The organism is Streptomyces sp. NPDC044033 (assembly GCF_056434425.1).
Genome location: NZ_JBWKFF010000007.1, coordinates 203,358 through 229,621, shown reverse-complemented (window position 1 = coordinate 229,621; position 26,264 = coordinate 203,358). Strand labels below are relative to the sequence as shown.

The window sequence follows — 26,264 nt, the reverse complement described above, 5'->3', positions numbered from 1 at the left end:
CCTCAGCCCAGCCGGGGTTTGATCTGCTCGGTGAAGGTGGTCCGCTTCTGCTCCGCGGTCAGGTGGCAGGCCGCGCCCCGGGCGGCCGGCAGTTCCGGGCGTTCCGTACGGCACCGGTCCCCGGGCACGTCGTCCGCGAAGCCGCACCGCGGGTGGAAGGGGCAGCCCGGCGGCGGGGACAGCAGGCTCGGGGGCGCGCCCGGGATCGGTGTGAGCGGCTCCTCCACGTTCGAGGCGAGGCGCGGCATCGAGCCCAGCAGCCCCCAGGTGTACGGGTGCTGGGGCGCCCGTAGGACCTCGCGGACCGTGCCGCGCTCGATGACCCGGCCCGCGTACATCACCAGCAGGTCGTCGGCGGTGTTGGCGACCACGCCCAGGTCGTGGGTGATCAGGATGATCGCCGAACCGGTCTGCTGCTGAAGCTCCTTGAGCAGGTCGAGGATCTGCGCCTGCACGGTGACGTCGAGGGCGGTGGTCGGCTCGTCCGCGATCAGCAGCTCGGGATCGCAGACCAGCGCCATGGCGATCATCGCGCGCTGCCGCATGCCGCCGGAGAACTGGTGGGGGTAATCGTCCACGCGCAGCGCCGGGTTGGGGATGCCGACCTTCTCCAGCATCTCGATCGCGCGCAGCCGCGCGTCCCGGCGGGAGGCGCCGGTGTGCTTGCGGAACGGCTCGGCGATCTGGCGGCCCACCGTGTAGTACGGCGAGAGCGCGGTCAGCGAGTCCTGGAAGATCATCGCCATCTTGTTGCCGCGCAGCCGCTCCAGGGTCCGTTCCCCGGCGCCGGTCAACTCCTCCCCGTCCAGCCGGATCTCGCCCTTGACCTCGGTATTGCGGGGATCGTGCAGCCCGAGGACGGTCAGGTTGGTGACGGACTTGCCGGAGCCGGACTCGCCGACGATGCCCAGCGTGCGGCCCCGGGCGAGGTCGAAGGAGAGGCCGTCGACGGCCTTGACGACGCCGTCCTCGGTGCCGAAGCGCACGTACAGGTCGCGTACGGACAGGAACGCGTCGTCCGGGTCCGGGCCCGCGTCCGGGGCGGGACCGGCGGCGCCGGGCTGGGTCACAGTGGTCACGTCGGTGGTACTCCAGGCTCCTGGGGGCGGCTGGGCGGCTGGGTGACTCGGCGGGTCGGCGGGTCGGCGGAGCAGCGGCTCGGCTAGGCGAGGCGCACGCGCGGATCGATGAAGGCGTAGGCGGCGTCCACGATGATGTTGGCGATGACGATCGCGGTGCAGCCGACGAGCATCACGGCCATCAGCGTCGGCAGGTCCGTCTCGGTCACGGAGGAGACCGCGAGTCTGCCGAGACCGTGCAGGTTGAAGGTGAACTCGGTGATCATGGCGCCGCCGAAGAGCGAGCCGAGGTCGATGCCGAAGATGGTGACGATGGGTGCCAGCGCCCCGCGCCACGCGTAGCGGAAGAAGACGGCGCGGCGGGAGAGCCCCTTGGCCCGCGCCGTCCGTACGTGCTCCTCGTTCAGCTGCTCGATCATCTGGGAGCGCGTCATACGGGTGTAGTTGGCGACGAAGATGATCGACAGCACCAGCCAGGGCAGCAGCATCCCCATGAACCACTTGCCGGGGTTCTCCGTGAACGGGTGGTAGCCGGGCTCGTCCAGGATGCGCAGCCCGCCGCTGACGAAGAGGCCGAGCGCGATGACGCCCACGAAGTAGATCTGCAGCGAGTTGCCGATCAGCGACAGCGAGCTGAAGAGCTTGTCGACGACCGTGCCGCGCCGGGCCGCGGCGATCATGCCGAAGCCGACGCCGACGATCAGGAAGACGAACGCGCCGCCGAGCGCCAGCGAGAGCGTGGTGGGGTAGCGGTCGACGATGGTGCCCCAGACCGGCTGCTGATTGGAGAAGGAGTAGCCGAAGCAGGGGGCCGGGCAGTGGCCGACGGTCAGGTCGCGGCCCGCGAAGATGCCGATCATGTAGTGCCAGTACTGGACGGGTACGGGCTGGTCCAGGCCGAGGTTCTTGTTGATGACGGCCAGCGCGTCCGGCGTGCAGTTCTTGCCGCAGGACATCAGGGCCGGCTCGGCGGGCAGCGCGAAGAACAGGAAGAACGTGATCGCGCTGATCAGCAGGATGATGACGAGCGCGCCGAGCGAGCGGCGGGCTAGGAATCGAAGCATGGCATCGCGGTTCTTCCGGTGCGGGCGCGTTCCGGTAGGGGCGCGCGGCCTTGGCGGACGGGGGCCGGGGGCGTCCGGGCCCGCCGGGGTGGGCGGCGGGCCCGGACGCGCGTGCGGCCGGTGCTACTTCACGAAGACGCTGGTCGGGTCGACCGTGCCGTACACCGGCATGTACTTGATGCCGCCGAGCCCCGAACCCCACAGCGAGAAGAGGCGGTTGTAGAAGGTCGGGACGCCCGGTACGTCCTCCGTGAAGATCTTGTCGGCGAGCTTCGCCCACTGCGGGGCGGCCTGCTTGATGTCCGTGATCGCGTTGATGCGGTCGATCTCGGCGTTGACCCGCGGGTTGTTCAGATGCCCGTAGTTCTGGCTGCCGTCCGCGATCTGCCGTCCGTCGAAGAGCGGCGGCACGACCGTCGAGGAGACCGGCCAGTCAGCGCCCCACGAGGAGCGGTAGATGTCGAACTTGTTGTCCACCTGGGAGGTGGCCGTCCGCCAGGTATTGGCGTCGACCTCCTTCTTCTGGACCTTGAAACCGGCCTTCTGGAGCGCCTGGGTCACCACCACCGCGACCTTCTGCTCCACGTCCGTGTTGCGGTAGGCGTAGACGATCTCCTGGCCGACCTTCCCGGCCTCCTTCAACAGCGCCTTGGCCTTCTCCGCGTCGCCGGCCGGGTGCGTCTTCTTCCCGTACGGGTCGGTGGCCCGGTAGCCGTTCATCGCCGGGGACAGGTAGTTGGTGGCGATGGTGCCGGCGGTCGTGCCGCCGTTCTGCTGGAGGATCTGCGCGTTGGGCATCGCGTAGGCCAGCGCCTTGCGGACCTTGACGTCCTTGAGCCGGGTCATGTTGAAGCTGATGTAGTCGACGTACGGCTGGATCTCCACGAAGCGGCGGGCCTTGGTGCCGGCGTCGTCCAGGACGTTCTGCGTCATGCCCGGGTCGACGCCGTTGGAGAACGACATCGAGTTCTTGTCGCCGCCCTGCTGCGCCAGGGTGCGCCGCGTCTGGTCCTGCGGCTGGTGGCCGAAGCCGATGTCGAAGCGATCGGCGTACTGGTGCCGGATCGGGTCAGTCGCCGGGTCCCAGTTGGGGTTGCGCACCAGCGTCAGCGACTTGCCGACCTTGAAGTCCGCCACCTGGTACGGGCCGGAGGAGAAGGGCGCGTTGTCGTACTTGCGCTGGGTGTCCTTGGCCGCCTTCACCGCCCCGATGTTGGGCATCGCGGTGGCGAACGGGGTGTCCGCGTGCGGCTTGCGGAAGTGCAGGACGACGGTCTTGGCATCCGGGGTGTCCAGCACCGAGGACGGCAGGTGCTTGCCCTTGTACGGGCCGTCCGGCAGCGCCTTGCGGAAGGAGGTCCCGTCGCCCGAGAGCCACTGCGGGATGTACATCGGGCCATCGGTCTCGAAGTCGGCGTAGAGCCGCTCGATGCCCCACCGCACGTCCTTCGACGTGATCGGCGAGCCGTCCTGGAACTTCAGCCCGTCCTTGAGCTTGAACGTCCAGGTCCGGCCGGAGTCGGAGGGGGTGCCGGGGCCGGTGGCGAGGTCGCCGACGACCTTGGCCTTGCCCGAGACGTCCACCTTGTAGGAGGTGAGCGAGCGGTTGTAGAGCATCTGGGCGGTCAGCATGTCGGAGTAGTAGATCTGACCGGGGTCGAGGTGGTTGAAGGCGTCGCGCTGGAGGACGGTGACGGCGCCGCCCTTCTTGGCGCCGGGCACTTCGGGGGCGGGGCCCTTCGAATCGGCCTCGGTGCCGATCGTGAAGTTGGAGGCTTTGTTCTTGTCCCCGGACGGCCCCTGTTCCTTTCCACCGCCACCGCCCCCGCCGCCGCCGCTGCTGCAGGCGGTGAGCACGAGGGCTCCGGTGGCCAGAGCGACGGCGGCGAGCCGGGCTCTGTGCTGGGGAGACGAAGTCATGATTCGTTGCTCCTGCCTAGGGGTGTCGGATGAATATCCGTGGCGTCGATACCGTGACGCCGATATCCGTGGCGTCGCCTAGCGGTTCGTTTTCGGGTCGAATGCGTCCCGGACCGAATCCCCGAGCAGGTTGAAGGCGACCACGAAAACAATCATGGCGATGCCCGGGAAGAAGATGTAGGTGAGGTCGCTCTCGTAGTAATCGGCGCCGGCCTTGAACATGCGGCCCCAGTCGGGGGTCGGCTCGACGATCCCGACGCCGAGGAAGGACAGCCCCGCCTCCACGGTGACCAGCGTCGGCAGCATCAGCGTCGTCTGCACCAGGATCGGCGTCCACAGATTGGGCAGCAGCTCCTTGGTGATGATGCGCCACGGCGCGGCCCCGGTGACCTTCGCGGCCTCCACGAACTCCCGTTCCCGCAGGCTGAGCACCTGGCCGCGGAGCAGCCGGGCCATCCCCATCCAGCCGAGCAGCCACAGCACCAGAATCAGCGTCACCACCCGCAGATAGGTGGGCGTCTCCTTCTCCGGGCTGACGAAGAGGGAGTACACGACGGGGGTGAAGGCGACGAAGGACAATTGGCTGGGGAAGGCGAGCAGCAGATCGATGAAGCGGCCCAGGAAGTAATCGGTCCGGCCGCCGATATAACCGGCGGTGACCCCGATGAGCACGCCCGTGACAACGCAGAGCAGGGTGGCGATCGTGGCGATCAGCAGCGAGGTGCGGATTCCGTAGACGAGCTGGGTGAACACGTCCCGGCCGAGCGTCGGTTCGATGCCGAACCAGAATTCTCCGGATATGCCGCCGTTCGGTTGGATCGGATACCCGAACTCATTGAGCAGACCCGGCTTGTCGAGCCCGTACGTCGTCGTCGGGTCCTTCCCGTACACCTTGGAGATCAGCGGCGCGGCGATGGCCACGAGCAGGAAGAACAGGACGACGAACGCCGATACGACGCCCGTGCGATCGCGTTTGAAGCGCCGCCACATCAACTGGCCCGGCGACCGCCCGACCAGTTTTCCCGAATCCCCGCCGCCCGGGGTGACGTTCAGCGGGTCGAGAGGGGAGGCGCCGCCGGCCCCCGCCGCCGCGGCCTGGGAAGGACTCGTCATCGCGTGAAGCCCCCGCACTGGTCGTCCGCACTGGTCGTCCGCACTGTCAACTCGTGGAGCCGTCGCGGGCGCTGTGTGCGCCGCGAGTTGAGCGGACTTTTGCAATGAAGTCATAGGCCGGTCAAGAGGGCGTCAGCAGCGGATGCGATGTTCCTTCGTATCTTGAGCGAAGGTTGTGCAGATCGAGGTGCGGGCGTGCTTGACAATGGCTTTCGGTACGCGGCGGCGAACTGAATAGCGAGGTGCGCAAGGGGTATTGAGATATTCCGGCGACTGGATGGGCGGGCCCCTGCCCGCGTCCGACCCGTCGCACTGCGCCGACGGGGTGGGACGCGGAACAGGGTGCCTCGCGGGCCGCACGGGCCGCACGGGGCGTACGGGCCGTACGGCGCTCCCGGCGCCGGCCGGGGCGCGCGCCGGCCGAAGGGTCAGCCGATGTTCAGCGACCGCTTGAGGAAATCGACCTGGAGCAGCAGCAGATTCTCCGCGACCTGCTCCTGCGGCGTCATGTGCGTCACGCCCGACAGTGGCAGCACCTCGTGCGGCCGGCCCGCCGCGAGGAGCGCCGAGGACAGCCGCAGGGTGTGCGCGGCCACCACGTTGTCGTCGGCGAGGCCGTGCACGATCATCAGCGGCCGGACCTCCGCCGCCGCGCCCGACAGCCCTTCGTCCGTGACGAGGGAGTTGGCGGCGTACACCTGGGGCTGCTCGTCCGGGTGGCCGAGATAGCGCTCCGTGTAGTGGGTGTCGTACAGCCGCCAGTCGGTGACGGGCGCGCCCGCGACGCCCGCGTGGAAGACGTCCGGGCGGCGCAGCACCGCGAGGGCCGCGAGATAGCCGCCGAACGACCAGCCGCGGATGGAGACCCGGCCCAGGTCCAGCGGGTAGCGGTCGGCGAGCGCCCGTACCGCCGCGACCTGGTCGTCGAGGACCACGTCGGCCATGGTGTCGCGGATGGCCTTCTCACGGGCGGGCGAGTGGCCCGGGACGCCCCGGCCGTCGGCGACGACCACGGCGAACCCCTGGTCGGCGAACCACTGCGAGGTCAGATACGCGTTGTGCGCGGCGACGACGCGCTGGCCGTGCGGACCGCCGTAGGGGTCCATGAGGACGGGGAGCGGGCCGTCGCCGTCGCGGTAGCCGGTGGGCAGCAGGACGGCGCAGGGGATGCGGTCCGGCCCGGCCTCGGTCAGCTCCGGGCGCGCGGTCAGCTCGGGCTGCTCGGCGTACGAGTCCACGGTGGCGACCCGCTTGCCGTCGCGCAGCACCTCGACGGCCGCCCCGCTGCGCTCCAGCGACGCGGTGAGGAAGACGGAGACGGCGCCGGAGCGTACGGCCGAGTGCACGCCCCGGCCCTGCGAGAGGCGCTCCACGCCCAGTTCGTTGACGCGGTAGACGTGCACCTCGCCGGTCTCCGGTGTGGTGGCCTCGGGCCCGGCGGACGCGGCGAGGAGCACGTCGTTGCCGCCCACGTCCAGTACGGACCGCACGTGCAACTGCGGCCCGGTCAGGGCGCGGTCGCCGACGACGAGCACCCGCGCGCCCCCCTCGTCCGCGATCCGCAGGAGATGGCCGTCCGGCGTCCAGGCGGGCACGCCGGGGAAGAGATCCAGCCACACCGGGTCCTCGTCGGCGTGCAGCATGCGGGTGGCGCCGGTCTCGGTGTCCACGGCCAGGTGGAGCTGGGAGCGCTGGTCGCGGGCCTGGACGAGGAGCAGCGGCGGCCCGTCCGCCGACCAGTGGACGCGCGCCAGGTAGGGGTAGCGGTCGCGGTCCCACACGATGTCGGTACGGGTGCCGTCGAGGCGCAGCAGGGCGAGGGCGACCTCGGCGTTCGGGGTGCCGGCGGCCGGGTACGCCTGCTCGGTGGGCTCGCGGTCCGGGTTGGCGGGGTCGGCGATCCACCAGCGGCGCACGGAGGAGTCGTCGACGCGGGCGGCGAGCAGCGCGTCGCTCCCGGGGGACCACCAGAAGCCGCGGTAGCGGTCCATCTCCTCGGCGGCGATGAACTCGGCGAGGCCCCAGACGGCGGGGTCCTCGGGGCCGTCGGGCCCGGCCAGGGCGCGGTCGCCGGTGCCGTCCGCGGCGACGACGCGCAGCGAGCCGTCCGCGGCGTAGGCGATGTGCCGCCCGTCGGGGGAGGGGCGCGGGTCGGCGACCGGCCCGGGCACGGGCAGTTCGCGCGCCGCGCCGGACCGCAGGTCGGTGGCGAAGAGCCGGCCGGAGAGGGCGAACGCCGCCGACTCGGCCGCCGCGTCCGTCGCGTAGCCCACCACGCCCGCCGAACCCTCGCGGGTGCGCTCGCGCCGGGCGCGCTCCTCGGCGGACAGCCGCTCGCCCGCGCCGCCGAGCAGCGTGTGCGGGTCCGCCGCCGGGTACTCGCGGTTCTCGTCGAGGTCGAGGACCCAGAGGACGTTCGCTCGATCGGTGCCTGTCCGGGAGCGCAGGAAGACGACGCGCGAACCGTCGGGGGACACGGTGAAGGCGCGCGGGGCGCCGAGGGTGAAGCGCTGGGTACGGGCGTGCTGCCGCGGAAAGGTCATGGTCCGACCCTACGTTTCGTCCCCTGTCCCTACGGTTTCGGCCGCAGTACGGGGTTCTCTGCACGTGATCTTGTCGTTTGAAACATCAACTGGCCTACGGACGGGGGCATATCCGCCGGGTGCGGATGCCGAGGCCGGGGTGCGTGTGCGCCCCGTTCTGCTCCCGTGCACCGACTCATGCGCGCGTACGGAAAGTTATGATCACTCGCGCATAGTGGGTATGCATTTCCTTGGCTTCCCCATGCCTGCGTTCAAGGCTGTCCATCCGACCGCGCGTCCCTGGAGGTGAACCGCTGTGGCACTCTCGATTTCGGCGGTGGTGCTGCTGGCGATCATCGTCTTCCTGCTGGTCCGGAAGTCCGGGCTGAAGGCAGGTCATGCGGCGGTCTGCATGCTGCTCGGGTTCTACCTGGCCAGCTCGTCCGTCGCCCCGACGCTCCATCAGCTGACGACGAACGTCGCGGGGATGATCGGCAACCTCAAGTTCTGATCGGGCGGTGAGCCGGTTCCCGTCGTCCGGTGGCGCCGCGCGGCTCGTACGCTGTTCCCATGAGTGACCTTCCGGCCCGCCGACTGCTCCTGGTGCACGCCCACCCGGACGACGAGACGATCAACAATGGCGCGACCATGGCCACGTACGCGGCCTCGGGCGCCCATGTCACGCTCGTGACCTGCACCCTCGGCGAGGAGGGCGAGGTGATCCCGCCCGAACTGGCCCACCTCGCCGCCGACCGGGACGACGAGCTCGGCCCGTACCGCGTGGGCGAGCTGGCCGCCGCGATGAAGGCGCTGGGCGTCACCGACCACCGCTTCCTCGGGGGCGCGGGCCGGTTCCGGGACTCCGGGATGATGGGCGCTCCGCAGAACGGGCGCCCGGGCTCCTTCTGGCAGGCGGAACCGGACGAGGCCGCCGGGTACCTCGTTGAGGTGATCCGCGAGGTGCGGCCGCAGGTGCTGATCACCTACGACCCGCAGGGCGGCTACGGCCATCCCGATCACATCCAGGCGCACCGCGTCGCGATGCGCGCCGCCGATCTGGCGGCCGACCCCGCTTTCCGGCCGGACCTCGGCGCGGCCCACACGATCGCGAAAATCTACTGGAACCGCGTACCGCTCTCCGTCATCGAGGAGGGATTCGCCCGGCTGCGCGCCGCCGGGAAGGAGAGCCCCTTCCCCGAGATCGCCTCCACCGAGGACGTGCCCGGCGTCGTCGACGACGCGGACATCACGGCGGCGATCGACGGCTCGGCGCACAGCGCGGCCAAAACCGCCGCGATGCGCGCCCACGCCACCCAGATCGCCGTGGACGGCCCCTTCTTCGCGCTCTCGAACGATCTGGGACAGCCGCTCTTCTCGACGGAGTACTACCAGCTCGTACGAGGCGCGGCCGGCGCGTCCCGCGAGGACGACCTGTTCGCGGGGGTGGCGCTGTGATGGCCGCGAGTGACGGCGCGAAGCGCGCCAAGGCCGCGTCCGGCAAGTCCGGCACGCCCGGCGGAACCGGCAAGTCCGGTGGGCCGGGCGCGTCCGGCCGGCCCGCCGGGGCCTCGGCCGACGCCGCTCGCGCGGTCTTCGGTACGGGCCTGGCCAAGCCGATGACCGCGGGGCGGATCGCCGCGTTCCTCGGCCTGCTCGTGCTCGGCGCGCTGGTCGGGATCGCGGGCGCGCTCGTACAGGCCGGCTGGTTCCCCGGCGGGCTGCTGCTCGCCCTGCTCGGGCTGGCGGCCCTGTGCTACGGCGGGGTGAAGGCGACCGGCAGCCGGGCCGGCGGGGCCGCGCCGGGCGCGGGCTGGCTGATCGTCGTGCTGCTGCTGACCGCGACCCGGCCGGAGGGAGACTTCCTCTTCGGGGCGGGGCTCGGCACCTACGTTTTCCTGCTCGGCGGGATGTTCGCGGCTGTGATGTGTGCCACGCTCCCGAAAGCGGCGCAACCGGACAGATCGACAGCCCGACTTGGTAAGTGACGTGACGTTTTCCGCTTGACGTCCGATTACGGAGGTCGGTCCGCCGAACCCCCTACCCGGCCCCCGCCCTCGACGGCGGCCCGGCGGACGTCAAGTACGCGTGTGCGGTGGCCAGTATGGTGGTGCGCGCCGCCGAGCCGCCCGCACGAGGTCATGACGGGCGGCGGAGCTAACTGGGAGAACCTGCATTGAGCCGTGAATCTGACAGTTCGTCCTCTGGGTCCCAGGGGCGCGGTGGCACCGCGTACCCGTCGGGGACCCCGCCGTACGGAGCCCGCCAGTATCCGTCGCTGCATCCCACGCAGGACGAAGTCGGCGCAGGCGCAGAGGAGCCGACCGTGGCACCCAAGCCGGAGGAGCCGAAGACCGAGACCACGCTGACCACCCGGATTCGGATCAACATCCCGGGCTCGCGGCCCATCCCGCCGGTCGTGATGCGCACGCCGGTCGCTGACGACCCGACCCAGACCGGGGGCGGCAACGCCGCCGGTTCCGGCAAGGACGGCGAGCGTACGGGCAGCACCCCCAGGCACGGAGCGCCGGGCACGCCGGGCGCGCCCGCCTCCGCGGTGCCGCCGGCCACGCCGGGGCCGCGCCCGGAGTCCGACCCGCTGCGGCCCGGAGCCGGAGCGCCTACGGGCGCGCCAGGGGCTCCGGGGCAGGGCTCGGGCCAGAATCCGGGCCAGAATCCGGGGAAGGGCCAGGGCAAGAGCCCGGGGCAGAAGGAGAAGACCAGCGACTGGTTCGCGCCGCGCAAGCCCGCCGCGCCGTCGGGGGCTTCGGGTTCCTCGACGACCGGTGCGACCCCGCGGCCGGCCGCGGCGGCCGAGACCACTCAGGAGTTCCAGGCCCCGGACATGGGCGGCCGCGTCGGCTCCCCGTTCTCTTCCGACGGGCCCCCGGCCCGTACGGACACCCCGGCGGCCGGCTCCCCGCGGGTACAGCCGCCGAGCGGCTTCCCCGGCACGCCGCCCGCCCGCCCGGCGGGCACGGCCCCCGGCTCGGGCCAGCCCTTCGGCTCCGGCCCGGACGCGGGGCGCGGCACCGGCGGATCCGGTACGGGCTTCGGCACCGGCGGCGATTCCGGCGGGCCCGGTACGGGCTTCGGCTCCAACACGGGGACGGGCTCCGGCCCGGCCTACGGCTCGGGTTCGGGCACGGGCCCGGGCCCGGTCTCCGGTTCGGGCGCGGGCTCCGGCGGCCCCGGTGCGGGCTTCGGCGCGGGTGCGGGTGCGGGAGCCGGTCCGGGTACGGGCTCCGGCTTCCCCTTCGGCTCCGGCCCCGACGCCGGCCTCGGCAGTGATTTCGGCTCGCGTCCCGGCGGGGCCGCCGGGAGCGCCGCAGGCGCCGGGGCAGCACCCGGCTCGGGCTCCGGGAGCGGCGCGCCGCCGCGCGCCGACGACACCGCGCGGCTGACGCCGCAGGCCCCCGCCGGGCAGGAGGGGAAGCCCCCGTTCGGCGCGGAGGCACCGGCGCCGGGCGCGGCGAGCGCCTCGACGGACCGTACGTCCAGCGACACCCTCGTCAGCGGCATCCCGGTCGTACCGCCCTCCGAGGCCCGCGCCAAGCCGCTCTTCCCGGCGGCGGCGATGGCCGACGGCCAGGTCTCCGGCGCGCCCGGGCAGGCCGGCGCCGGCGCGGTCGACAGCGGCGCCCCGCGCGTCGCGGTCCCGGCGCCCAAGCCGGGTACGGCCGCGCCCGCCCCGGCCGCCGCGAAGGCCGCGCCGAAGAAGGCGAAGAAGAAGGGCCGCTCCAAGATCGTGCTGCTCGGCGGCGGGCTCGTGGCCCTCGTCGGCATCGCGTACGGCGCGGGACTGCTGCTCGACCACTCGGACGTGCCGGCCGGTACCACCGTCCTCGGCGTCGACATCGGCGGCAGCACGAAGGAAGCAGCGGTCCAGAAGCTCGACAAGGCGTTGGGCAACCGCAAGACCGCGCCCCTGAAGGTGTCGGTCGCCGGCAAGCAGGGCGAGCTGAAGCCGTCCGTGGCGGGCCTGACGGTCGACACCCAGGCCACCGTGCGCGGCGTGGCGGGCCGCGAGTACAACCCGGTCACCGTCATCGGCTCGCTGTTCGGCGGTACCCGGCACGCCGAGCCGCAGATCGTCGCGGACGACGAGAAGATGACCTCCGCCCTCAACACGCTGGCCGGTGGCACGGCCGGGGCGAAGGACGGCACGATCAAGTTCGAGCCCGGCCAGGCCGTGCCCGTGTACGGCAAGGCGCACCAGGGGCTGGACACGAAGAAGGCCATCGCGGCCGTGACGGACGCCTACCGCCAGCGGGCGGCCACCGGTCAGGACAAGGTCACGGCGCTGCCCAGCGCCAACCGGCAGCCGGCGGTCAGCAACGCCGAGGTCGACCGGATGATGAAGGAGTTCGCGAAGCCCGCGATGTCCGGTCTCGTCACCGTCCAGACCGACCCCGCGCACAGCATCCCGTTCAGCCCGGCGCTGTCGCTGCCGAAGATCCTTTCGGTCAAGGTGGTGAACGGGCAGCTGGTCCAGAGCTACAACCTGCCCGTCCTCAAGCAGCTGTACGGGACGACCTTCCAGGGCGTGCAGATCCAGCGCGGCAACGGCGCCAAGACCCCGGTCACCCCGCAGGACGTCGCGGTGGCCCTCGGCAAGGCGCTGCTCGGCAAGACGCCCGGCGAGCGCGTCGGCGTCATCCCGGTCAACGGCACCTGACGAGGCCGTACCAACGGCACCTGACGAAGGCCGTACCGCACGACCGCAGGAGCCCCCGCACCGCCCGGTGCGGGGGCTCGGTCACGGCGCGACCCATGACATCTGTCATCTTCAGCTCACGACCGCTGACACTGCCGCGCGCCGCCCGCGTACGCGAAGGTGGTCCGCATGACCACTTCAGCGATCGAACTCACGGGGGACGAGCGCCGCACCGGCGCTCCCGTGGTCAGCTTCGGCAATGTGAACAAGAGTTACGGCAGCGTGCGCGCCGTCTGCGACCTGGACTTCCAGCTCTTCCCGGGCGAGACGGTGGCGCTGCTCGGCCCCAACGGCGCGGGCAAGTCCTCGGCCCTCGACCTGCTGCTCGGCCTGCGCAACGCGGACTCCGGCACCGTCGAGGTCTTCGGCACCTCGCCGCAGCAGGCCATCGCGCGGGGCAAGGTCGGCGCGATGCTCCAGAGCGGCGGCCTGATGGAGGACGTGAAGGTCCGCGAGATCGTGCGGCTCGCGTGCCACCTGCACCCGCGCGCGTACCCGCCCGAGCAGGTGATGGAGAGCGCGGGCATCACCGAGATCGCCGACCGCATGGTCAACAAGCTCTCGGGCGGCCAGGAGCAGCGGGTGCGGTTCGCGCTCGCGACGGCCGGCCCCAATGACCTGATCGTGCTCGACGAGCCGACCACCGGCATGGATGTGACGGTCCGCCAGGCTTTCTGGGGCGCGATGCGGGAACAGGCGCAGGCGGGCCGTACGGTCCTGTTCGCCACGCACTACCTCGAAGAGGCCGACGCCATCGCGGACCGGGTGATCGTGCTGCACCGGGGCCGGGTCCTCGCGGACGGCTCGGCGGCCGAGATCAAGGCGAAGGCGGGCGCCCGGCGGATCGTCTTCGACCTGGAGGGCCGCATCGACGAGACGGTGCTGCGCGGACTGCCGTGCCTGTCGGCCGTGGAGGTGTCCGGCCGTACGGTCCGCATCCAGTCGCACGACGCCGACGCGACGGTGCACGCGCTCTTCGGGCTCGGGCTGTACCCGCGCAACCTTGAGGTCGCCGGGCTCGGCCTGGAGCAGGCATTCATAGCGATCACCGACGCCGCTACCGCCGAGGAGGGGGACAACCGATGAACACCCTGATCAACCTGGAGATCAAGCGCACCCTGCGCAACAAGAAGTTCATGTTCTTCTCGGTGCTGTACCCCTCGGCGCTCTATCTGCTGATCGCGGGCGGCGCGACCTCGGAGACGGTCGGCGACACCCATCTGTCGCTGCCGCTGCTCTTCATGGTGTCCATGGCGTCCTTCGGCTCGCTGACCGCCGTCCTGATGGGCAACAGCGAGCGGATCGCCAGGGAGCGCGAGAAGGGCTGGGTGCGGCAGCTGCGGCTGACCTCGCTGCCCGGCCGCGGCTACGTGGCCGCGAAGATCGCCTCGGCCGCCGTGGTGACGCTCCCGTCGATCGTCGTCGTCTTCCTGGTGGCCGTCGTGGTCAAGGGCGTGCGGCTGGACGCGGCCTGGCAGTGGGTCGCACTGGTCGTCGCGATCTGGGCGGGCAGCATCGTCTTCGCCGCGCTGGGCGTGGCCGTCGGCTACCTCGCCACGGGCGACGCGGTACGCCCCATCACGATGATCATCTACTTCGGCCTGTCAGTCATGGGCGGCCTGTGGATGCCGACCACGACCTTCCCGCAGTGGCTGCAGAACATCGCCGACTGGATGCCCACCCACGCGTACGCCGGGCTCGGCCAGGCCATCGAGCTGGGCGACGCGCCGCACGCCAAGGACATCGCACTGCTCGCCGTCTATCTCGTGCTCTTCGCCGGCGCCGCCGCTTGGCTGTACCGCAAGGACACCCGCAAGGCCTGACGGCCGACGGAGAGGGCGCGAGGATGACCAGACGGGGAGAGCGGAACGGCTCGCGGGCGAGCGGCAGGCTGTGGCAGTACCTGACGGAGGAGGACGAGGAGATCAGCCGGGGGCTCGCCATAGCCCAGGAGCCCAAGAACCTCCGGCAGTCGTTCGTCAAGCTGCTGTGGATCGGCATCTGGCTGGCCTATATGGCCGCGCCGGTCTCCGATCTGCTCGACGGCCACCACAGCGCGACCGGCACCGTGCTCGGCTGGGCCGGGCTGCTCGCGTTCGTCTCCGGCTATCTCGCCCTCGTCTTCCGCCACACCGTTCCCGCACTGCGCGGGGCCCGCGTCCTCGTGGCCCTGGCCGCCCTGATGGCGCTCGGGATCGTGCTGGCGCTGACCCTCGGCGGGCCGTGGCTGGTCCTCTGCGTCTACGTCTCCGTCGCCTGCGGCGCGGTGCTGCCGATGCGGGGAGCCCGCATCGCGGTCCCGCTCGTCACCGTCGTACTGATCTCCGTGGGGCTGCTGATGGACGGCGACGCCGGCACCATGACGGCGGCCCTGCTGATCCCCTCCTTCCTCGGCGGCTTCGCGATGATGGGGGTGCGCCAGATGGTCCGTACGACCCAGGCGCTGCGCGAGGCCCGCGCCACCGTCGCCCATCTCGCCGCCAACGAGGAGCGCCTGCGGCTCGCCCGCGACCTACACGACCTCCTCGGCCATTCGCTCTCCCTGATCACCCTGAAGAGCGAATTGGCCGGGCGGATGCTCCCGGCCAGCCCCGACAGCGCCGCCCAGCAGGTCGCGGACATCGAACGGGTCAGCCGGCAGGCGCTCGTGGACGTACGGGAGGCGGTGAGCGGTTTCCGCCGGCCCACCCTGGAGGCCGAGGTGGCGGGCGCCCGTACGGCCCTGGCCGCCGCGGGCATCAACGGCGACCTGTCCCGGGCCCCGGCCGACCACCCCGATCTGCCGCTGGACGAGGAGGGCGCGCTGGCCTGGGCGCTGCGCGAGGCCGTCACCAACGTGGTGCGGCACAGCGGCGCGCGGCGCTGCACGGTGACGCTGGAGGAGCACGGCGACGAGCTGCGGCTGACCGTCGCGGACGACGGCCGGGGGCCCGGGGGCGAGTACGGGAACGGGCTGACGGGCCTCTCGGAACGGCTCCAGCTCGCCGACGGCCGCCTGGAGACGGGGCAGGGGGAGCACGGCGGCTTCGTGCTGCGGGCGTTCGTACCGCTGTCCCGCCGCGCCGCCCCCGCCGCTCCGGATGTGGAGGTGGGGCCCTGACCGTACGGGCGGAGAGCCGCCGGTCCGCGGCGGTCCGCGGGGACGGGCCCTGACCGCACGGCCCGACAGCGCTCCGGGAAGGGGAGGCCGCGCCGCTGGCTACGCTTGCGTGCATGACCGACCCCGGGGGCGAGCGGCCCGCCAGACGCATAAGGGTCCTCCTCGCGGAGGACCAGTCGATGGTGCGCGAGGCGCTGGCCGCGCTGCTGGGGCTGGAGGGGGACATCGAGGTCGCCGTGCAGGTGGCGCGCGGCGACGAGGTGCTGGACGCCGCGCGGAAGCACGGGCCCGACGTGGCGCTGCTCGACATCGAGATGCCCGGCATGTCCGGACTCGACGCGGCCGTACTGCTCCGGCGGGAGCTGCCCGGGATCAAGGTGGTGATCCTCACGACCTTCGGGCGGCCCGGCTATCTGCGCCGGGCCATGGAGTCCGGCGCCGAAGCCTTCCTCGTCAAGGACGCGCCCGCGGCGCAGCTCGCCGACGCCCTGCGCCGCGTGCTGCGCGGCGAGCGGGTGATCGATCCCGCGCTGGCCGTCGCGGCGCTCACCGACGGGGCGAACCCGCTCACCGACCGGGAGCAGGACGTGCTGCGGGCCTGCGCCGACGGCTCGACCAACGCGGAACTCGCCGCCGCCCTGCACCTGTCGGCCGGCACCGTCCGCAACTACCTGTCCACGGCCATCCAGAAGACCACCGCCCGCAACCGCGCCGAGGCCGTCCGCATCGCCCGCGACAAGGGCTGGCTCTGAGGGCCGCCCCCTCAGGCGTGCGACGACGGCCGCGGCGCCTCGCCGCGTCACCGGAACGTCCGCGTATATTCCGTATACGGACACTCCTCCGCCTCGCGATGCGCCGCGTCCGACGCCGCGTCCTGATCCACCGGGCAGCCGCCCTGATCCACCGGGCACGCCGGGCCGGCCCTGGCCGCGCCGGGGCCAGTGAGGACTTATGTCCCTACGTGCCGTGGTCGGGGCGCGGGACAATCCATACTGGAGTCGCGCGTGCGAGTCCGGCCGCCCGCTCGTATCCCGCTCGTATGAGGAAGGAATCCGCCGCCGCCATGCCCCGTGAGCATTCGCCCGACGGCGGGCGACTCGTCGCCGCGCTCCTGGTCACCTCGATCGTGGCGCTCGCCGTGGCCGACGCGTGCACCGGCCCCCAACTGCGCGTGATCATGTTCGCCGGCGTCGCCCCGCTCATCGCCGCGCGCCGCTGCTCCTACCGCGGCACCGCCCTCGTCGCCGCGGTCTACACCGCCGCCCAGACGCTGGTGTACCGCGTGGTCGCGCCGGACTGGTCCACCGCCAGCACCCTCGTCGCCTTCTTCGCGGCGCTGCTCATCGGCGTCTGCGCCATGTCGCTCTCGCGGGCCCTGCTGGAACGCGAGGCCGTCTACGACCGCACCCGTATGGTCGCCGACGCCGTGCAGCGCACTCTCCTGCGGGACCTGCCCATCGACGCCGGGTCGCTGTGCGTAGCCGGTTTCTACAACTCCGCCCAGGAGGGCGCCCGGGTCGGCGGCGACATCTACGAGGCCGTCGAGAGCCCGTACGGCCTGCGGATCGTGATCGGCGACGTACAGGGCAAGGGCATGCCCGCGATCGGCGCGGCGCACGCCGTGCTCACCTCCTTCCGCGAGGCCGCGTACCACGAACGGGACCTGGAGGACGTCGCCGAACACCTGGAGGCCGCGCTGGTCCGCCACAACGACGCGTTCTCCCGCACCGGCGCCGACGAGCGCTTCGTCACCGCGCTGCTGCTGGAGATGACGGCGCCGGGCGAGGGCCGGGCGCTGTCCTGCGGCCACATCCCCTACTACCTGATCCGCGGCGACCAGGTGGAGGAGCGGCTGCCGCTCGAAGCCGGGCTGCCGCTGGGGCTGGCCGCGCTCACCGGACGGCCGCGCCGGGCCGTGGACATGGCGCAGCACGCGGACGACTGGCTGGTCCTGTGCACGGACGGGGTGACCGAGGCGCGCGACGCGGCCGGGGAGTTCTACCCGCTCCGCGAGCGGCTGGCCGGCTGGACGCACCTGAGCCCGGCCGACCTCGCCCGCACGCTCCGCGCCGACCTGGACGCGTACACGGGCGGGGAGCTGCGGGACGACGTGGCGGTGCTGGTGGTGCGGCGCGCCGAGGGCGCCCAGCGCCTGGCCGGCGCCCCGCGCGCCGTGGACGTGCCGTTCGTGGCGGAGGAGGCCCAGGCCGCCTGAGCCTGTGCCATCTCCCCGGCCGGGCGTGCGACGCCTGGAACGCACGCGGGCGGCGCTGACGGAAGGCCCTGCGCGCCGATCCGGCCCGGGTTTTGAACCGTGCCCCTGATCGGGTCCCTGATCGGGTTCAGTTCAGCATCGCCCGCGCCGAGCGTGCCTGGCGCCGTACGGACTCCGCGGCGCTCGGCTCCATGGCCGCGATCACCTCCGCGTACTCCTCCATCTCACGGGCGCCGCCGGTGAAGTCCCCGCGCTGTACGAGCAGCTGGGCGTGCTCGTAGCGGAGCCGGGCCGGGTGGCTGGGCAGCAGCAGCGTCAGCTCGACCGCCCACAGCTGGACGTCGCTCCGCTCCGGGCGGGCCGTGGCCCAGGCCCGGATGTTGTTCAGGATGCGCTGCACGATCTCCAGCGGCTCCGCCGGGGAGAGCATGGCGGGGGAGAGCGGCGCGCCGGTCGCGCCCGCCACCAGCAGCCCCGCGTCGTCGTCGGAGAGCGGCCGCCCGCCGTCGAACGGGTCGGCCAGCGCGTGCGGCCCGTACGGATCGCCGAACCCGATGACGAAGTGGCCGGGCAGCGCCACCCCGTACACCGGAGCGCCCGCCCGCCGAGCCACCTCCAGCCACACCACGGACAGCAGGATCGGCAGCCCGCGCCGCCTGCGCAGCACCTCGTGCAGGAGCGAGGACTCCAGCCGGCGGTAGTCGGAAGGGCCGCCCTGGAAGCCATGGTGCTCGCCGAGCAGCTCGGCCAGCGCGCGGGCCCATCTGGCAGGCTCCGGCCGCAGCCGGGCGGAGGCCAGCGCGGGCAGCTGCCCGGCCAGCCGGTCGAGTTCGATCTGTGCGGCGTCGATGCCGGACTCGTCCAGTCCGGTATCGGCCTCGGCGGCGAGCAGCAGGCAGAGCAGCGCGAGGTCGGGACGCTTCTCGCGCGCCGCCTCCGCGAACCGCTGCCGTCGGCCGGTGGTGTCGTACATATGTGCCTCGTACCCACTCGGGGCGGTGGACCCGCACACTCCTAGGCGGGGCCACGCCAGTGGTCGTAGCGGTGGTGGGTGATGAAGCCCAGCCGGTCGTAGAACGCGTGTGCGCCCCCATTCTCCTCCTCGACCTGGAGATACGCCGCCGAGGCGCCCTCGCCCAGCGCCTTGTCCGCGAGCGCCGCCAGCACGGCCGAGGCCAGCCCGAGGCGTCTGCGTTCCGGGTCGACCTCGATGGCGGTGAACCCCGCCCAGCGGCCGTCCACGACGCACCGGCCGATCGCGGCGGGCGCCTCGCCGGCCTCGCCCGGCACCGTCGCGAACCAGACGGACGGGCCGCCGCCCAGCACCGCGGCCGCTTCGGGGCCGTGCCGGGTGAGACGCCCGTACCGCCGCAGCCAGTCCGCGCCGGGGGCCCGTGAGAGGGCCACGGACGAGAGGTCCGCGCCGGTGTCGGCGAGGGGCGCGAGCGCCCCGATCCGTATGAGCGCGGACCCCTCCGAGTGCCAGCCCGCCTCGGCGAGCGCGTCCGCCAGCCGCCGGCCGGCGCCCACCGTGTCCTCGCTGACCTGGATGTACGGGGGCAGCCCCCGCGCCGCGTACCACTCGGTGACCCGGTGCAGCGCGGCGTCCAGCGGCAGTCCGGGATCGCCCAGCGGCAGTACCGAGTTGGCGCGCCGGGTGAAGCCGGCCGCCGCGCGCAGCTGCCAGCCGCCCAGGCGCTCGCTCTCCACCGGCGGCCAGGCGCGGGCGGCTACCCGGTCGAGTTCCTCGGCGTTGGTGGCGGGGGTACGGCGCCGGGCGGGCGTCGGGGGCACGACCTTGCCCGCGACCAGCGTCGCCTCGTCCACAGGGATGGTTTCACCGGTTCTCCGTGTGATCCGCAGCACACCGCCTGCCCAGGATGTGAGAACGCCGACAGTGTCGGTGAATTTCTCCGCCATCCCACTGGTGTCGATGACGCGCCGCACCGATACCCTTTTCCCCACATCAGCAGGGGTGATCCGAACCTCGAACCGTCCGCCCGTGGTGAATTCCACAGCACTCTCCACCCCTCTTGTGCGTCTCTTGCCCGGGAACGGAGATACTAGGTGCGGGCATCGACGACGCCGCGCTCCCGCGCGAGATGAGCCCTACCGAGGAGGAACGACAGCGTGACCTACGTCATCGCGCAGCCTTGTGTCGACGTGAAGGACAAGGCGTGCATCGAGGAGTGCCCCGTCGACTGCATCTACGAGGGCTCCCGGTCCTTGTATATCCACCCGGACGAATGCGTCGACTGTGGCGCCTGTGAACCGGTCTGCCCGGTCGAGGCGATCTTCTACGAGGACGACACTCCTGAGGAGTGGAAGGACTACTACAAGGCGAACGTCGAATTCTTCGACGAGCTCGGCTCGCCCGGTGGTGCCTCGAAGCTCGGCCTGATCGAGCGCGACCACCCCTTCATCGCCGCGCTGGGCCCGCAGAACCAGTAAGCCGGTACGAAGCGCGCCGCCCCGGTCCCGCACGGCATGCCCGCCGCGCGGGACCGAGGCGTTTGAGTACGACGTAAGGAAAGAGAGCACCGTGGGCGCAGTCTCCGCCCGGCTTCCCACCTTCCCGTGGGACCGGCTCGAACCGTACAAGGCGGCGGCCGTCGGCCATGCCGACGGCATCGTCGACCTGTCGGTCGGCACGCCCGTGGACCCCGTCCCCGCGGTGATCCGGCAGGCGCTCACCGACGCGGCCGACAGTCCCGGCTATCCGACGGTGTGGGGCACGGCCGCGCTGCGCTCCGCGCTGACCGGCTGGTGCGCGGAGCGGCTCGGCGCGCGGGACCTGGCGCACACCAACGTGCTGCCGGTGGTGGGTTCGAAGGAACTGGTGGCCTGGCTGCCGACCCAACTGGGGCTCGGCGCGGGCGACAAGGTGGCCTACCCGCGCCTGGCGTACCCGACGTACGAGGTCGGCGCGCGGCTGGCCGGCGCGGAGCCCGTCGTCTACGACGACCCGTGGGAGCTCGACCCCGCGGGCCTCAAGCTCCTCTGGCTGAACTCGCCCTCGAACCCGACCGGTCGGGTGCTCGGCGCCGACGAGCTGCGGCGCACGGTGGCGTGGGCGCGCGAGCACGGGGTGCTGATCTTCAGCGACGAGTGCTACATCGAGCTGGGCTGGGAGGCCGACCCGGTCTCCGTGCTGCACCCGGATGTCTGCGGCGGCTCGTACGAGGGCATCGTGGCCGTCCACTCGCTCTCCAAGCGCTCCAACCTGGCGGGCTACCGCGCGGCCTTCGCGGCCGGCGACGCGGCCGTGCTCGGGGAACTGCTCCAGATCCGCAAGCACGGCGGAATGATGGTCTCCGCGCCTGTGCAGGCGGCCACCGCGGTGGCGCTCGGCGACCGCGCGCACGTGGACGAGCAGCGCGCCCGTTACGCGCGCCGACGGACCGTCCTGCGGGCGGCCTTCGAAGGCGCCGGGTTCCGGATCGAGCACAGCGAGGCGTCGCTGTACCTGTGGGCGACGCGGGACGAACCGTGCTGGGACACGGTCGGCGATCTGTCGAAGCGCGGCATCCTCGTCGCGCCGGGCGACTTCTACGGGACGGCGGGCGAGCGCTTCGTGCGGGTCGCCCTGACGGCTACGGACGAGCGCGTGGACGCGGCGGTGCGACGGTTGGCGGAGTAGCCCGCCCGACGGCCGCCCGGGCGTACGGGCCGGTACGCGCGCGGGGCGCCCTTCAAGGGGCGCGCCGAGTTTCTGGGCGGTACGCGCGCGGGGCGCCGTACGCGCGCGGGGCGCCCTTTCATGCGTACGAGGGGGCCCGGGGACGCGCGTACGAAGGGGCCCGAGGAGTAGACGCTCCTCGGGCCCCTTCGGCTGTGCGGCCATGCGCGCGCGGACGCGCATGGCCGCCCGCGGTCGGTCAGTTGCCCAGCGGCAGGCTCTTGACCGGCAGCGAACTGGTGGGCAGGCCGCCCTCGGTCGCGCCCTTGGCGGTGCTGCCGAGGAGGCCGCCGGCGTCGCCCGCCGCCTTCTGCGCGGCCGGGAGGGCGGTCTTGCCGGCCTTGCCGACGACCTTGCCCGCGGCCGGGACGGCCTTCTTCACGGCCTTGCTGCCGGCGTCGCCCGCCACGTTGGAAGCCTTCTGCGAGGCGCCGTCCACCGCGTTGCCGAGGTTGGCACCGTCGACGCTGGACAGCCCGCCCAGGGCCGGGGCGCTCGGCATGGCCGCCGCGCTCGCGGCACCGGCCGCGCCGATCACGGGAGCTGCCGCTGCGACCAGAAGCGCGGCCCGGGCGATCCGACGCGTGAGGGGGAGAGACATGTTGCTCCTTTTACGGGAGAGATAAGGGCGCTTGCTGTCCGGCGATCGGACGCAGTGACTACCGCGTGAGTCCCCGGAAGGTTGCGGTGCGCCAAGGTAAAGAATGTGCAATGCGTCGCATTATCGGCTCTGCCGAAAACCGGGCAAAAGTGGCGGCCTCGGAATGCCGGAGGAAACGTCACACCCCTTGATTCGCAAGGGAGTTGACTCGATTGAGTACGCGTCACCACGACGGGTTGCACACCTCATTCGGCGGTGCCGCGCATGCCGCCTTCGAGGGACCCGGCGCACTATTGCGCGGTGGTGATTCGTACATCCGTGGCGGACGCGTCGGCGGACTTCTGCCAGCCGTCGCCGGAATGCGCCGACGTCCACTGCCGGCCGCCGAAGGAGACGCTCTCGATCCGCAGCGCCGCCGCGTGCGCCACCGCCCACCGCGCCAACTCCCAGCCGCGCCGCTGCGTCCCGTCCGCCTTGGCGCCGTCCCGCACCGGGACCGTGACCGTATGCGCCGACTTGCCGGACCCGGTGCCCTCGACCGGCCGCAGCGCCATGCCGAAATCGGTCCGCAGCTTGGTCCGTACCGCCGACGCGGAGCCCGCCTTGCCGTCGGAGGGGCTGGTCGTGCAGGTGAAGGACGCGGACGGCCGGCCGATGAGCGCCGAGGCGAGCAGCGCGGCGTCCGCCTCGTGCTTCGCGTACGCCTGCGGGAAGCCGCTGTTCTGCACCCTCTGCGCCGCCACGGTCAGCGGCAGCCGCTCGTACCCCGGCACGTCGACCAGATGGTCGTAGAACTTCCCCGCCGAGTACACCGGGTCGGTGATCCGCTGCGCCGTGCCCCAGCCCTGCGACGGCCGCTGCTGGAAGAGACCGAGCGAATCCCGGTCCCCGTGCTCGATGTTGCGCAGCCCCGATTCCTGCATCGCGGTGGCCAGCGCGATCGTCACCGCCCGCTCCGGCATCCCGCGCGCGGAGCCGACGGCCTCGATGGTGGCCGCGTTCACGGCCTGCTCGGGATCGAGTGAGAAGTCCTTGCCGCCGGAGGCCGCGGTGCAGCGGGGCGCTCCCGGACCCGCCGTCATGAAGTGGGCGATCAGATAGCCGACCAGCGCCAGCAGAACGGCACAAGCAGCGGCAAGACGCAGCAAACGGCCCCGCGGTGCGGGGGAGGTGCGGGACATGGCGCATACGTTACTGGAGAGACATAAGAATCTTCCGTGCTGGATGAGACCTTATATCGGCCTTGAGGCGGTCCTGTGGGGAGGGCCGGACGGGCTGCTCCGGAGCCCCGCTAGAGTCGGCCGCATGGATCACGCCGCACTGGACCTGTCCCTCGACGCCGCAGCCCTCACCGCGCAGCTCGTCGACTTCCCCTCGGTGAGCGGGGACGAGAAAGTGCTCGCCGACGCCGTCGAGCACGCGCTGCGCGCCCTGCCGCACCTGAGCGTCGAGCGCGACGGCGACGCGATCGTGGCCCGTACGAACCTGGGGCGCGCCGAACGGGTCCTGCTCGCCGGCCACATCGACACCGTGCCCATCGCCGACAACGTGCCCTCGCGGCTCGACGCCGACGGCGTGCTGTGGGGCTGCGGCACCTCCGACATGAAGTCCGGCGTCGCCGTGCAGCTGCGCGTCGCCGCCACCCTGCCGACCCCCAACCGCGACGTGACCTACGTCTTCTACGACCACGAGGAGGTCGCCGCGGAGCTCAGCGGGCTGAAGCGGCTCGGCGACCACCACCCCGAGTGGCTGGCGGCCGACTTCGCGGTGCTGCTGGAGCCCACCGACGGCAAGGTCGAGGGCGGCTGCAAGGGCACCCTGCGGGTCCGCGTCGAGACGACCGGCAAGCGCGCCCACTCCGCGCGCGACTGGCTCGGCGACAACGCCATCCACAAGGCCGCGCCGATCCTCGACCGGCTCGCCGCGTACGAGGCGCGCCACGCGGACATCGACGGCCTGCTCTACCGCGAGTGCCTCAACGCCGTGCTGATCGAGGGCGGCAACGCGGGCAACGTCATCCCCGACGCCTGCGCCGTGATCGTCAACTTCCGCTTCGCGCCCGACCGCGACGAGGCCGCGGCCCTCGCGCACGTGCGGGAGGTCTTCGACGGCTTCGACGTCGTCCTGACCGACAGCGCGCCCGGCGCGCTGCCCGGACTCGCGCACCCGGCCGCGGTGGCGTTCGTCGACGCGGTCGGCGCGGAACTCGCGGCCAAGGACGGCTGGACCGACGTCGCGCGCTTCTCCGCGCTCGGCGTGCCCGCCGTGAACTACGGCCCCGGCGACCCGAAACTGGCGCACACGCGCGAGGAACACGTCTCGGCCGCGGCCGTACTGGAGGCGGAGGAACGGCTCCGCGCCTGGCTGACTCGCTGAAGTGTCCCTGCGCGAAACCCCGGTGGGCCTACCCTGAACTGCAAAGATCCGCAGCAGAGGGAGCACAGTATGGGGAACCCCGAAGGAGCGCACGCACAACACGAACAGCGCCGGGGGCCAGTGGTGCGCCGAAAGGACCAGATGCAGCCGGGGACCACCGACCAGCACCTGCTGGACACCCATGGGTCCACGGACTGGGTGCACGAGGACCCGTTCCGGGTCATGCGCATCCAGTCCGAGTTCGTGGAGGGCTTCGGCGCGCTCGCCGAACTCCCGCCCGCCATCAGCGTCTTCGGCTCGGCCCGTACGCCCAAGGGCTCGGTGGAGTACGACGCCGGGGTGCAGATCGGGCGCGGGCTGGCCGAGGCCGGCTTCGCGGTGATCACCGGGGGCGGGCCGGGCGCGATGGAGGCGGCGAACAAGGGGGCCACGGAGGCCGGCGGCGTCTCCGTGGGCCTGGGCATCGAGCTGCCCTTCGAACAGGGGCTCAACCCGTACGTGAATATCGGGGTCGACTTCCGGTATTTCTTCGTCCGGAAAACGATGTTTGTGAAGTACGCCAGCGGCTTCGTCGTGCTGCCCGGCGGACTGGGCACCCTGGACGAACTCTTCGAGGCGCTCACCCTCGTCCAGACGAAGAAGGTCACCCGCTTCCCGATCGTGCTCTTCGGCACGGAGTACTGGCGGGGTCTGGTCGACTGGGTGACGCACACGCTGATCGCCCAGGGCAAGGCGGCCGAGCGGGACCTGGAGCTCTTCCACATCACCGACGACATCGACGAGGCCATCGCCTTGGTCACCAAGGAAGCGGGAGCCTGAACCCGGGCGCGGGCGCGAGGGCGGGCGCGGCGGATTGAGTCCGCCGCGCGGTCGGGAGCGCCCTGCACCCGGGCGCGGGCGCGGGGTCGCGGGTATCCGTCCGCCCGGCGGTCGGCCGCGCGGCCCCGGGCCGTTCCGCCGCGCCTACGCGAGTCCCCGGCGGGCGACCGCCGGGGCCCGGTGGCCCGCGATGGACGCCACCATGTCCAGCACCTGCCGCGTCTCGGCGACCTCGTGCACGCGGTACACCTGGGCGCCGAGCCACGCCGAGACCGCCGTCGTCGCGAGCGTGCCGAGCAGCCGTTCCTTGACCGGCCGGTCGAGCGTCTCGCCGACGAAGTCCTTGTTCGACAGCGATACGAGCACGGGCCAGCCCGCCTCCGCCATCTCCCCGAGCCGCCTGGTGGCCTCCAGCGAGTGCCGGGTGTTCTTCCCGAAGTCGTGCCCCGGGTCGATCATGATCGCGTCGCGCCGCACGCCCAGCTCCACGGCGCGCTCGGCCAGCCCGAGCGTCACCCGCAGGATGTCCGCCATCACGTCGTCGTACGTGATCCGGTGCGGCCGCGTCCGGGGCCCGGCCCCGCCCGCGTGCGTGCACACCAGCCCCGCCCCGTAGCGGGCCGCGACCTCGGCCAGCGCCGGATCCACCCCGCCCCACGCGTCGTTGAGCAGATCCGCGCCCGCCTCGCAGACCGCCTCGCCGACCTCGTGCCGCCAGGTGTCGACGCTGATCACCACGTCCGGATGGAGCTTGCGCACCTCGGCCACGAAACCCACCGTGCGCCGCACCTCCTCCGCGGCGCTCACCTCGTCACCGGGGCCGGCCTTGACCCCGCCGATGTCGATGATGGCAGCGCCCTCCGACACCGCCTGCTCGACGCGGGCCAGCGCCGGCCCGTCGTCGAAGGTGGCGCCCCGGTCGTAGAAGGAATCGGGCGTCCGGTTCACGATCGCCATGATCACGGGTTCGTGTTCCCCGAACTCGCGCCGTCCCAGCCGCAGCATTCCGTAACTCCTTCTCACATGGTCCGGCAGCGACCTTAACCCTCCCGGCCTCGCCCT

The 26,264-nt window shown here is 72.1% G+C and carries 23 protein-coding genes; 13 read left to right on the top strand and 10 right to left on the bottom strand.

All coding sequences use genetic code 11. From position 1 onward, the window contains the following. Positions 1–2: 2 nt before the first annotated feature. The 5 genes from AC07AB_RS15545 to AC07AB_RS15525 all read right to left on the bottom strand — a co-directional run bounded on the left by AC07AB_RS15545 (position 3) and on the right by AC07AB_RS15525 (position 7,719). Positions 3–1,079: an ABC transporter ATP-binding protein gene (locus AC07AB_RS15545; protein ID WP_478566000.1), complete on the bottom strand. Its 1,077-nt coding sequence runs from the start codon at positions 1,077–1,079 to the stop codon at positions 3–5. 83 nt (positions 1,080–1,162) lie between these two features. Next, positions 1,163–2,143, bottom strand: coding sequence for an ABC transporter permease (locus tag AC07AB_RS15540; RefSeq protein WP_478565997.1), 981 nt, complete (start codon positions 2,141–2,143; stop codon positions 1,163–1,165). A gap of 123 nt (positions 2,144–2,266) precedes the next feature. Beyond that, positions 2,267–4,063 (bottom strand): ABC transporter substrate-binding protein, encoded by a 1,797-nt coding sequence (locus AC07AB_RS15535; RefSeq protein WP_478565994.1) that lies wholly within the window; start codon positions 4,061–4,063, stop codon positions 2,267–2,269. Between the two features lie 78 nt (positions 4,064–4,141). After that, complete coding sequence (locus AC07AB_RS15530) at positions 4,142–5,176, bottom strand: ABC transporter permease (RefSeq protein WP_478565991.1); 1,035 nt, start codon at positions 5,174–5,176, stop codon at positions 4,142–4,144. Positions 5,177–5,604: 428 nt separating this feature from the next. Further along, a complete protein-coding gene (locus AC07AB_RS15525; RefSeq protein ID WP_478565989.1) occupies positions 5,605–7,719 on the bottom strand; it encodes a S9 family peptidase in 2,115 nt (704 codons plus the stop codon). Between the two features lie 295 nt (positions 7,720–8,014). On the opposite strand from AC07AB_RS15525, the gene AC07AB_RS15520 reads away from it, so the two are divergent. The 9 genes from AC07AB_RS15520 (at position 8,015) to AC07AB_RS15480 (ending at position 17,727) form a co-directional block, all read left to right on the top strand. Then, positions 8,015–8,209 carry a hypothetical protein gene (locus tag AC07AB_RS15520; RefSeq protein WP_030878306.1) on the top strand — a complete coding sequence of 65 codons (195 nt, stop codon included), beginning with the start codon at positions 8,015–8,017 and terminating at the stop codon, positions 8,207–8,209. Positions 8,210–8,268: 59 nt separating this feature from the next. Then, complete coding sequence (gene mshB / locus AC07AB_RS15515) at positions 8,269–9,153, top strand: N-acetyl-1-D-myo-inositol-2-amino-2-deoxy-alpha-D-glucopyranoside deacetylase (protein WP_478565986.1); 885 nt, start codon at positions 8,269–8,271, stop codon at positions 9,151–9,153. Beyond that, the gene (locus AC07AB_RS15510) at positions 9,153–9,683 is read left to right on the top strand and encodes a DUF6113 family protein (RefSeq protein ID WP_478565983.1); all 531 of its coding nucleotides are present in this window, start codon (positions 9,153–9,155) and stop codon (positions 9,681–9,683) included. Before mshB ends, AC07AB_RS15510 begins: the two co-directional genes overlap by 1 nt. 188 nt (positions 9,684–9,871) lie before the next feature. After that, a complete protein-coding gene (locus tag AC07AB_RS15505) occupies positions 9,872–12,373 on the top strand; it encodes a hypothetical protein (RefSeq protein ID WP_478565980.1) in 2,502 nt (833 codons plus the stop codon). 168 nt (positions 12,374–12,541) lie between these two features. Then, positions 12,542–13,498: an ABC transporter ATP-binding protein gene (locus AC07AB_RS15500; RefSeq protein WP_478565977.1), complete on the top strand. Its 957-nt coding sequence runs from the start codon at positions 12,542–12,544 to the stop codon at positions 13,496–13,498. After that, a complete protein-coding gene (locus AC07AB_RS15495) occupies positions 13,495–14,235 on the top strand; it encodes an ABC transporter permease (RefSeq protein ID WP_478565974.1) in 741 nt (246 codons plus the stop codon). The genes AC07AB_RS15500 and AC07AB_RS15495 overlap by 4 nt, the downstream gene beginning before the upstream one ends. Before the next feature lie 23 nt (positions 14,236–14,258). Then, on the top strand, positions 14,259–15,512 hold the full coding sequence (locus AC07AB_RS15490) for a sensor histidine kinase (RefSeq protein WP_478565971.1): 1,254 nt from the start codon (positions 14,259–14,261) through the stop codon (positions 15,510–15,512). Positions 15,513–15,625: 113 nt separating this feature from the next. Next, positions 15,626–16,264, top strand: coding sequence for a response regulator transcription factor (locus tag AC07AB_RS15485; protein ID WP_478565969.1), 639 nt, complete (start codon positions 15,626–15,628; stop codon positions 16,262–16,264). A gap of 287 nt (positions 16,265–16,551) precedes the next feature. Beyond that, positions 16,552–17,727: a PP2C family protein-serine/threonine phosphatase gene (locus tag AC07AB_RS15480; protein ID WP_478565966.1), complete on the top strand. Its 1,176-nt coding sequence runs from the start codon at positions 16,552–16,554 to the stop codon at positions 17,725–17,727. 127 nt (positions 17,728–17,854) lie between these two features. On the opposite strand, the gene AC07AB_RS15475 is transcribed toward AC07AB_RS15480, so the two are convergent. Together AC07AB_RS15475 and AC07AB_RS15470 are read right to left on the bottom strand one after the other, a co-directional pair. After that, a complete protein-coding gene (locus tag AC07AB_RS15475) occupies positions 17,855–18,700 on the bottom strand; it encodes a transglutaminase-like and tetratricopeptide repeat-containing protein (protein ID WP_478565964.1) in 846 nt (281 codons plus the stop codon). 41 nt (positions 18,701–18,741) lie between these two features. After that, positions 18,742–19,743, bottom strand: coding sequence for a GNAT family N-acetyltransferase (locus AC07AB_RS15470; RefSeq protein WP_478565961.1), 1,002 nt, complete (start codon positions 19,741–19,743; stop codon positions 18,742–18,744). Positions 19,744–19,857: 114 nt separating this feature from the next. Here AC07AB_RS15470 and fdxA point away from each other — a divergent pair, with 114 nt between their 5' ends. Further along, positions 19,858–20,178 (top strand): ferredoxin, encoded by a 321-nt coding sequence (gene fdxA / locus AC07AB_RS15465; RefSeq protein ID WP_030878332.1) that lies wholly within the window; start codon positions 19,858–19,860, stop codon positions 20,176–20,178. A 91-nt stretch (positions 20,179–20,269) separates the two neighbouring features. Next, on the top strand, positions 20,270–21,367 hold the full coding sequence (gene dapC, locus AC07AB_RS15460; protein WP_478565958.1) for a succinyldiaminopimelate transaminase: 1,098 nt from the start codon (positions 20,270–20,272) through the stop codon (positions 21,365–21,367). A 238-nt stretch (positions 21,368–21,605) separates the two neighbouring features. On the opposite strand, the gene AC07AB_RS15455 is transcribed toward dapC, so the two are convergent. Both AC07AB_RS15455 and AC07AB_RS15450 read right to left on the bottom strand, forming a co-directional pair. Beyond that, positions 21,606–22,007, bottom strand: a complete 402-nt coding sequence (locus tag AC07AB_RS15455) for an ATP-binding protein (RefSeq protein ID WP_478565955.1) — start codon at positions 22,005–22,007, stop codon at positions 21,606–21,608. Between the two features lie 290 nt (positions 22,008–22,297). Beyond that, positions 22,298–23,188 (bottom strand): VldE C-terminal domain-containing protein, encoded by an 891-nt coding sequence (locus AC07AB_RS15450; RefSeq protein WP_478565952.1) that lies wholly within the window; start codon positions 23,186–23,188, stop codon positions 22,298–22,300. Positions 23,189–23,312: 124 nt separating this feature from the next. Here AC07AB_RS15450 and dapE point away from each other — a divergent pair, with 124 nt between their 5' ends. Next, complete coding sequence (dapE, locus tag AC07AB_RS15445; RefSeq protein WP_478565949.1) at positions 23,313–24,383, top strand: succinyl-diaminopimelate desuccinylase; 1,071 nt, start codon at positions 23,313–23,315, stop codon at positions 24,381–24,383. Between the two features lie 69 nt (positions 24,384–24,452). Continuing rightward, complete coding sequence (locus tag AC07AB_RS15440) at positions 24,453–25,202, top strand: LOG family protein (RefSeq protein WP_478565946.1); 750 nt, start codon at positions 24,453–24,455, stop codon at positions 25,200–25,202. 144 nt (positions 25,203–25,346) lie between these two features. Here the strand turns inward: AC07AB_RS15440 and folP are convergent, their stop codons facing one another. Further along, positions 25,347–26,207 carry a dihydropteroate synthase gene (gene folP / locus AC07AB_RS15435; protein ID WP_478565943.1) on the bottom strand — a complete coding sequence of 287 codons (861 nt, stop codon included), beginning with the start codon at positions 26,205–26,207 and terminating at the stop codon, positions 25,347–25,349. Between the last annotated feature and the right edge of the window lie 57 nt (positions 26,208–26,264).

Bases quoted from the DNA above. Each gene is read 5' to 3' on its own strand.
- mshB (WP_478565986.1), top strand. From the start codon at position 8,269: ATGAGTGACCTTCCGGCCCGCCGACTGCTCCTGGTGCACGCCCACCCG.
- AC07AB_RS15480 (WP_478565966.1), top strand. From the start codon at position 16,552: ATGAGGAAGGAATCCGCCGCCGCCATGCCCCGTGAGCATTCGCCCGAC.
- AC07AB_RS15485 (WP_478565969.1), top strand. From the start codon at position 15,626: ATGACCGACCCCGGGGGCGAGCGGCCCGCCAGACGCATAAGGGTCCTC.
- AC07AB_RS15450 (WP_478565952.1), bottom strand. From the start codon at position 23,188: ATGTCCCGCACCTCCCCCGCACCGCGGGGCCGTTTGCTGCGTCTTGCC.
- AC07AB_RS15490 (WP_478565971.1), top strand. From the start codon at position 14,259: ATGACCAGACGGGGAGAGCGGAACGGCTCGCGGGCGAGCGGCAGGCTG.
- AC07AB_RS15525 (WP_478565989.1), bottom strand. From the start codon at position 7,719: ATGACCTTTCCGCGGCAGCACGCCCGTACCCAGCGCTTCACCCTCGGC.
- AC07AB_RS15540 (WP_478565997.1), bottom strand. From the start codon at position 2,143: ATGCTTCGATTCCTAGCCCGCCGCTCGCTCGGCGCGCTCGTCATCATC.
- dapE (WP_478565949.1), top strand. From the start codon at position 23,313: ATGGATCACGCCGCACTGGACCTGTCCCTCGACGCCGCAGCCCTCACC.
- AC07AB_RS15440 (WP_478565946.1), top strand. From the start codon at position 24,453: ATGGGGAACCCCGAAGGAGCGCACGCACAACACGAACAGCGCCGGGGG.
- AC07AB_RS15535 (WP_478565994.1), bottom strand. From the start codon at position 4,063: ATGACTTCGTCTCCCCAGCACAGAGCCCGGCTCGCCGCCGTCGCTCTG.
- folP (WP_478565943.1), bottom strand. From the start codon at position 26,207: ATGCTGCGGCTGGGACGGCGCGAGTTCGGGGAACACGAACCCGTGATC.
- AC07AB_RS15530 (WP_478565991.1), bottom strand. From the start codon at position 5,176: ATGACGAGTCCTTCCCAGGCCGCGGCGGCGGGGGCCGGCGGCGCCTCC.
- AC07AB_RS15495 (WP_478565974.1), top strand. From the start codon at position 13,495: ATGAACACCCTGATCAACCTGGAGATCAAGCGCACCCTGCGCAACAAG.
- AC07AB_RS15475 (WP_478565964.1), bottom strand. From the start codon at position 18,700: ATGTACGACACCACCGGCCGACGGCAGCGGTTCGCGGAGGCGGCGCGC.
- AC07AB_RS15510 (WP_478565983.1), top strand. From the start codon at position 9,153: ATGGCCGCGAGTGACGGCGCGAAGCGCGCCAAGGCCGCGTCCGGCAAG.
- AC07AB_RS15500 (WP_478565977.1), top strand. From the start codon at position 12,542: ATGACCACTTCAGCGATCGAACTCACGGGGGACGAGCGCCGCACCGGC.
- AC07AB_RS15455 (WP_478565955.1), bottom strand. From the start codon at position 22,007: ATGTCTCTCCCCCTCACGCGTCGGATCGCCCGGGCCGCGCTTCTGGTC.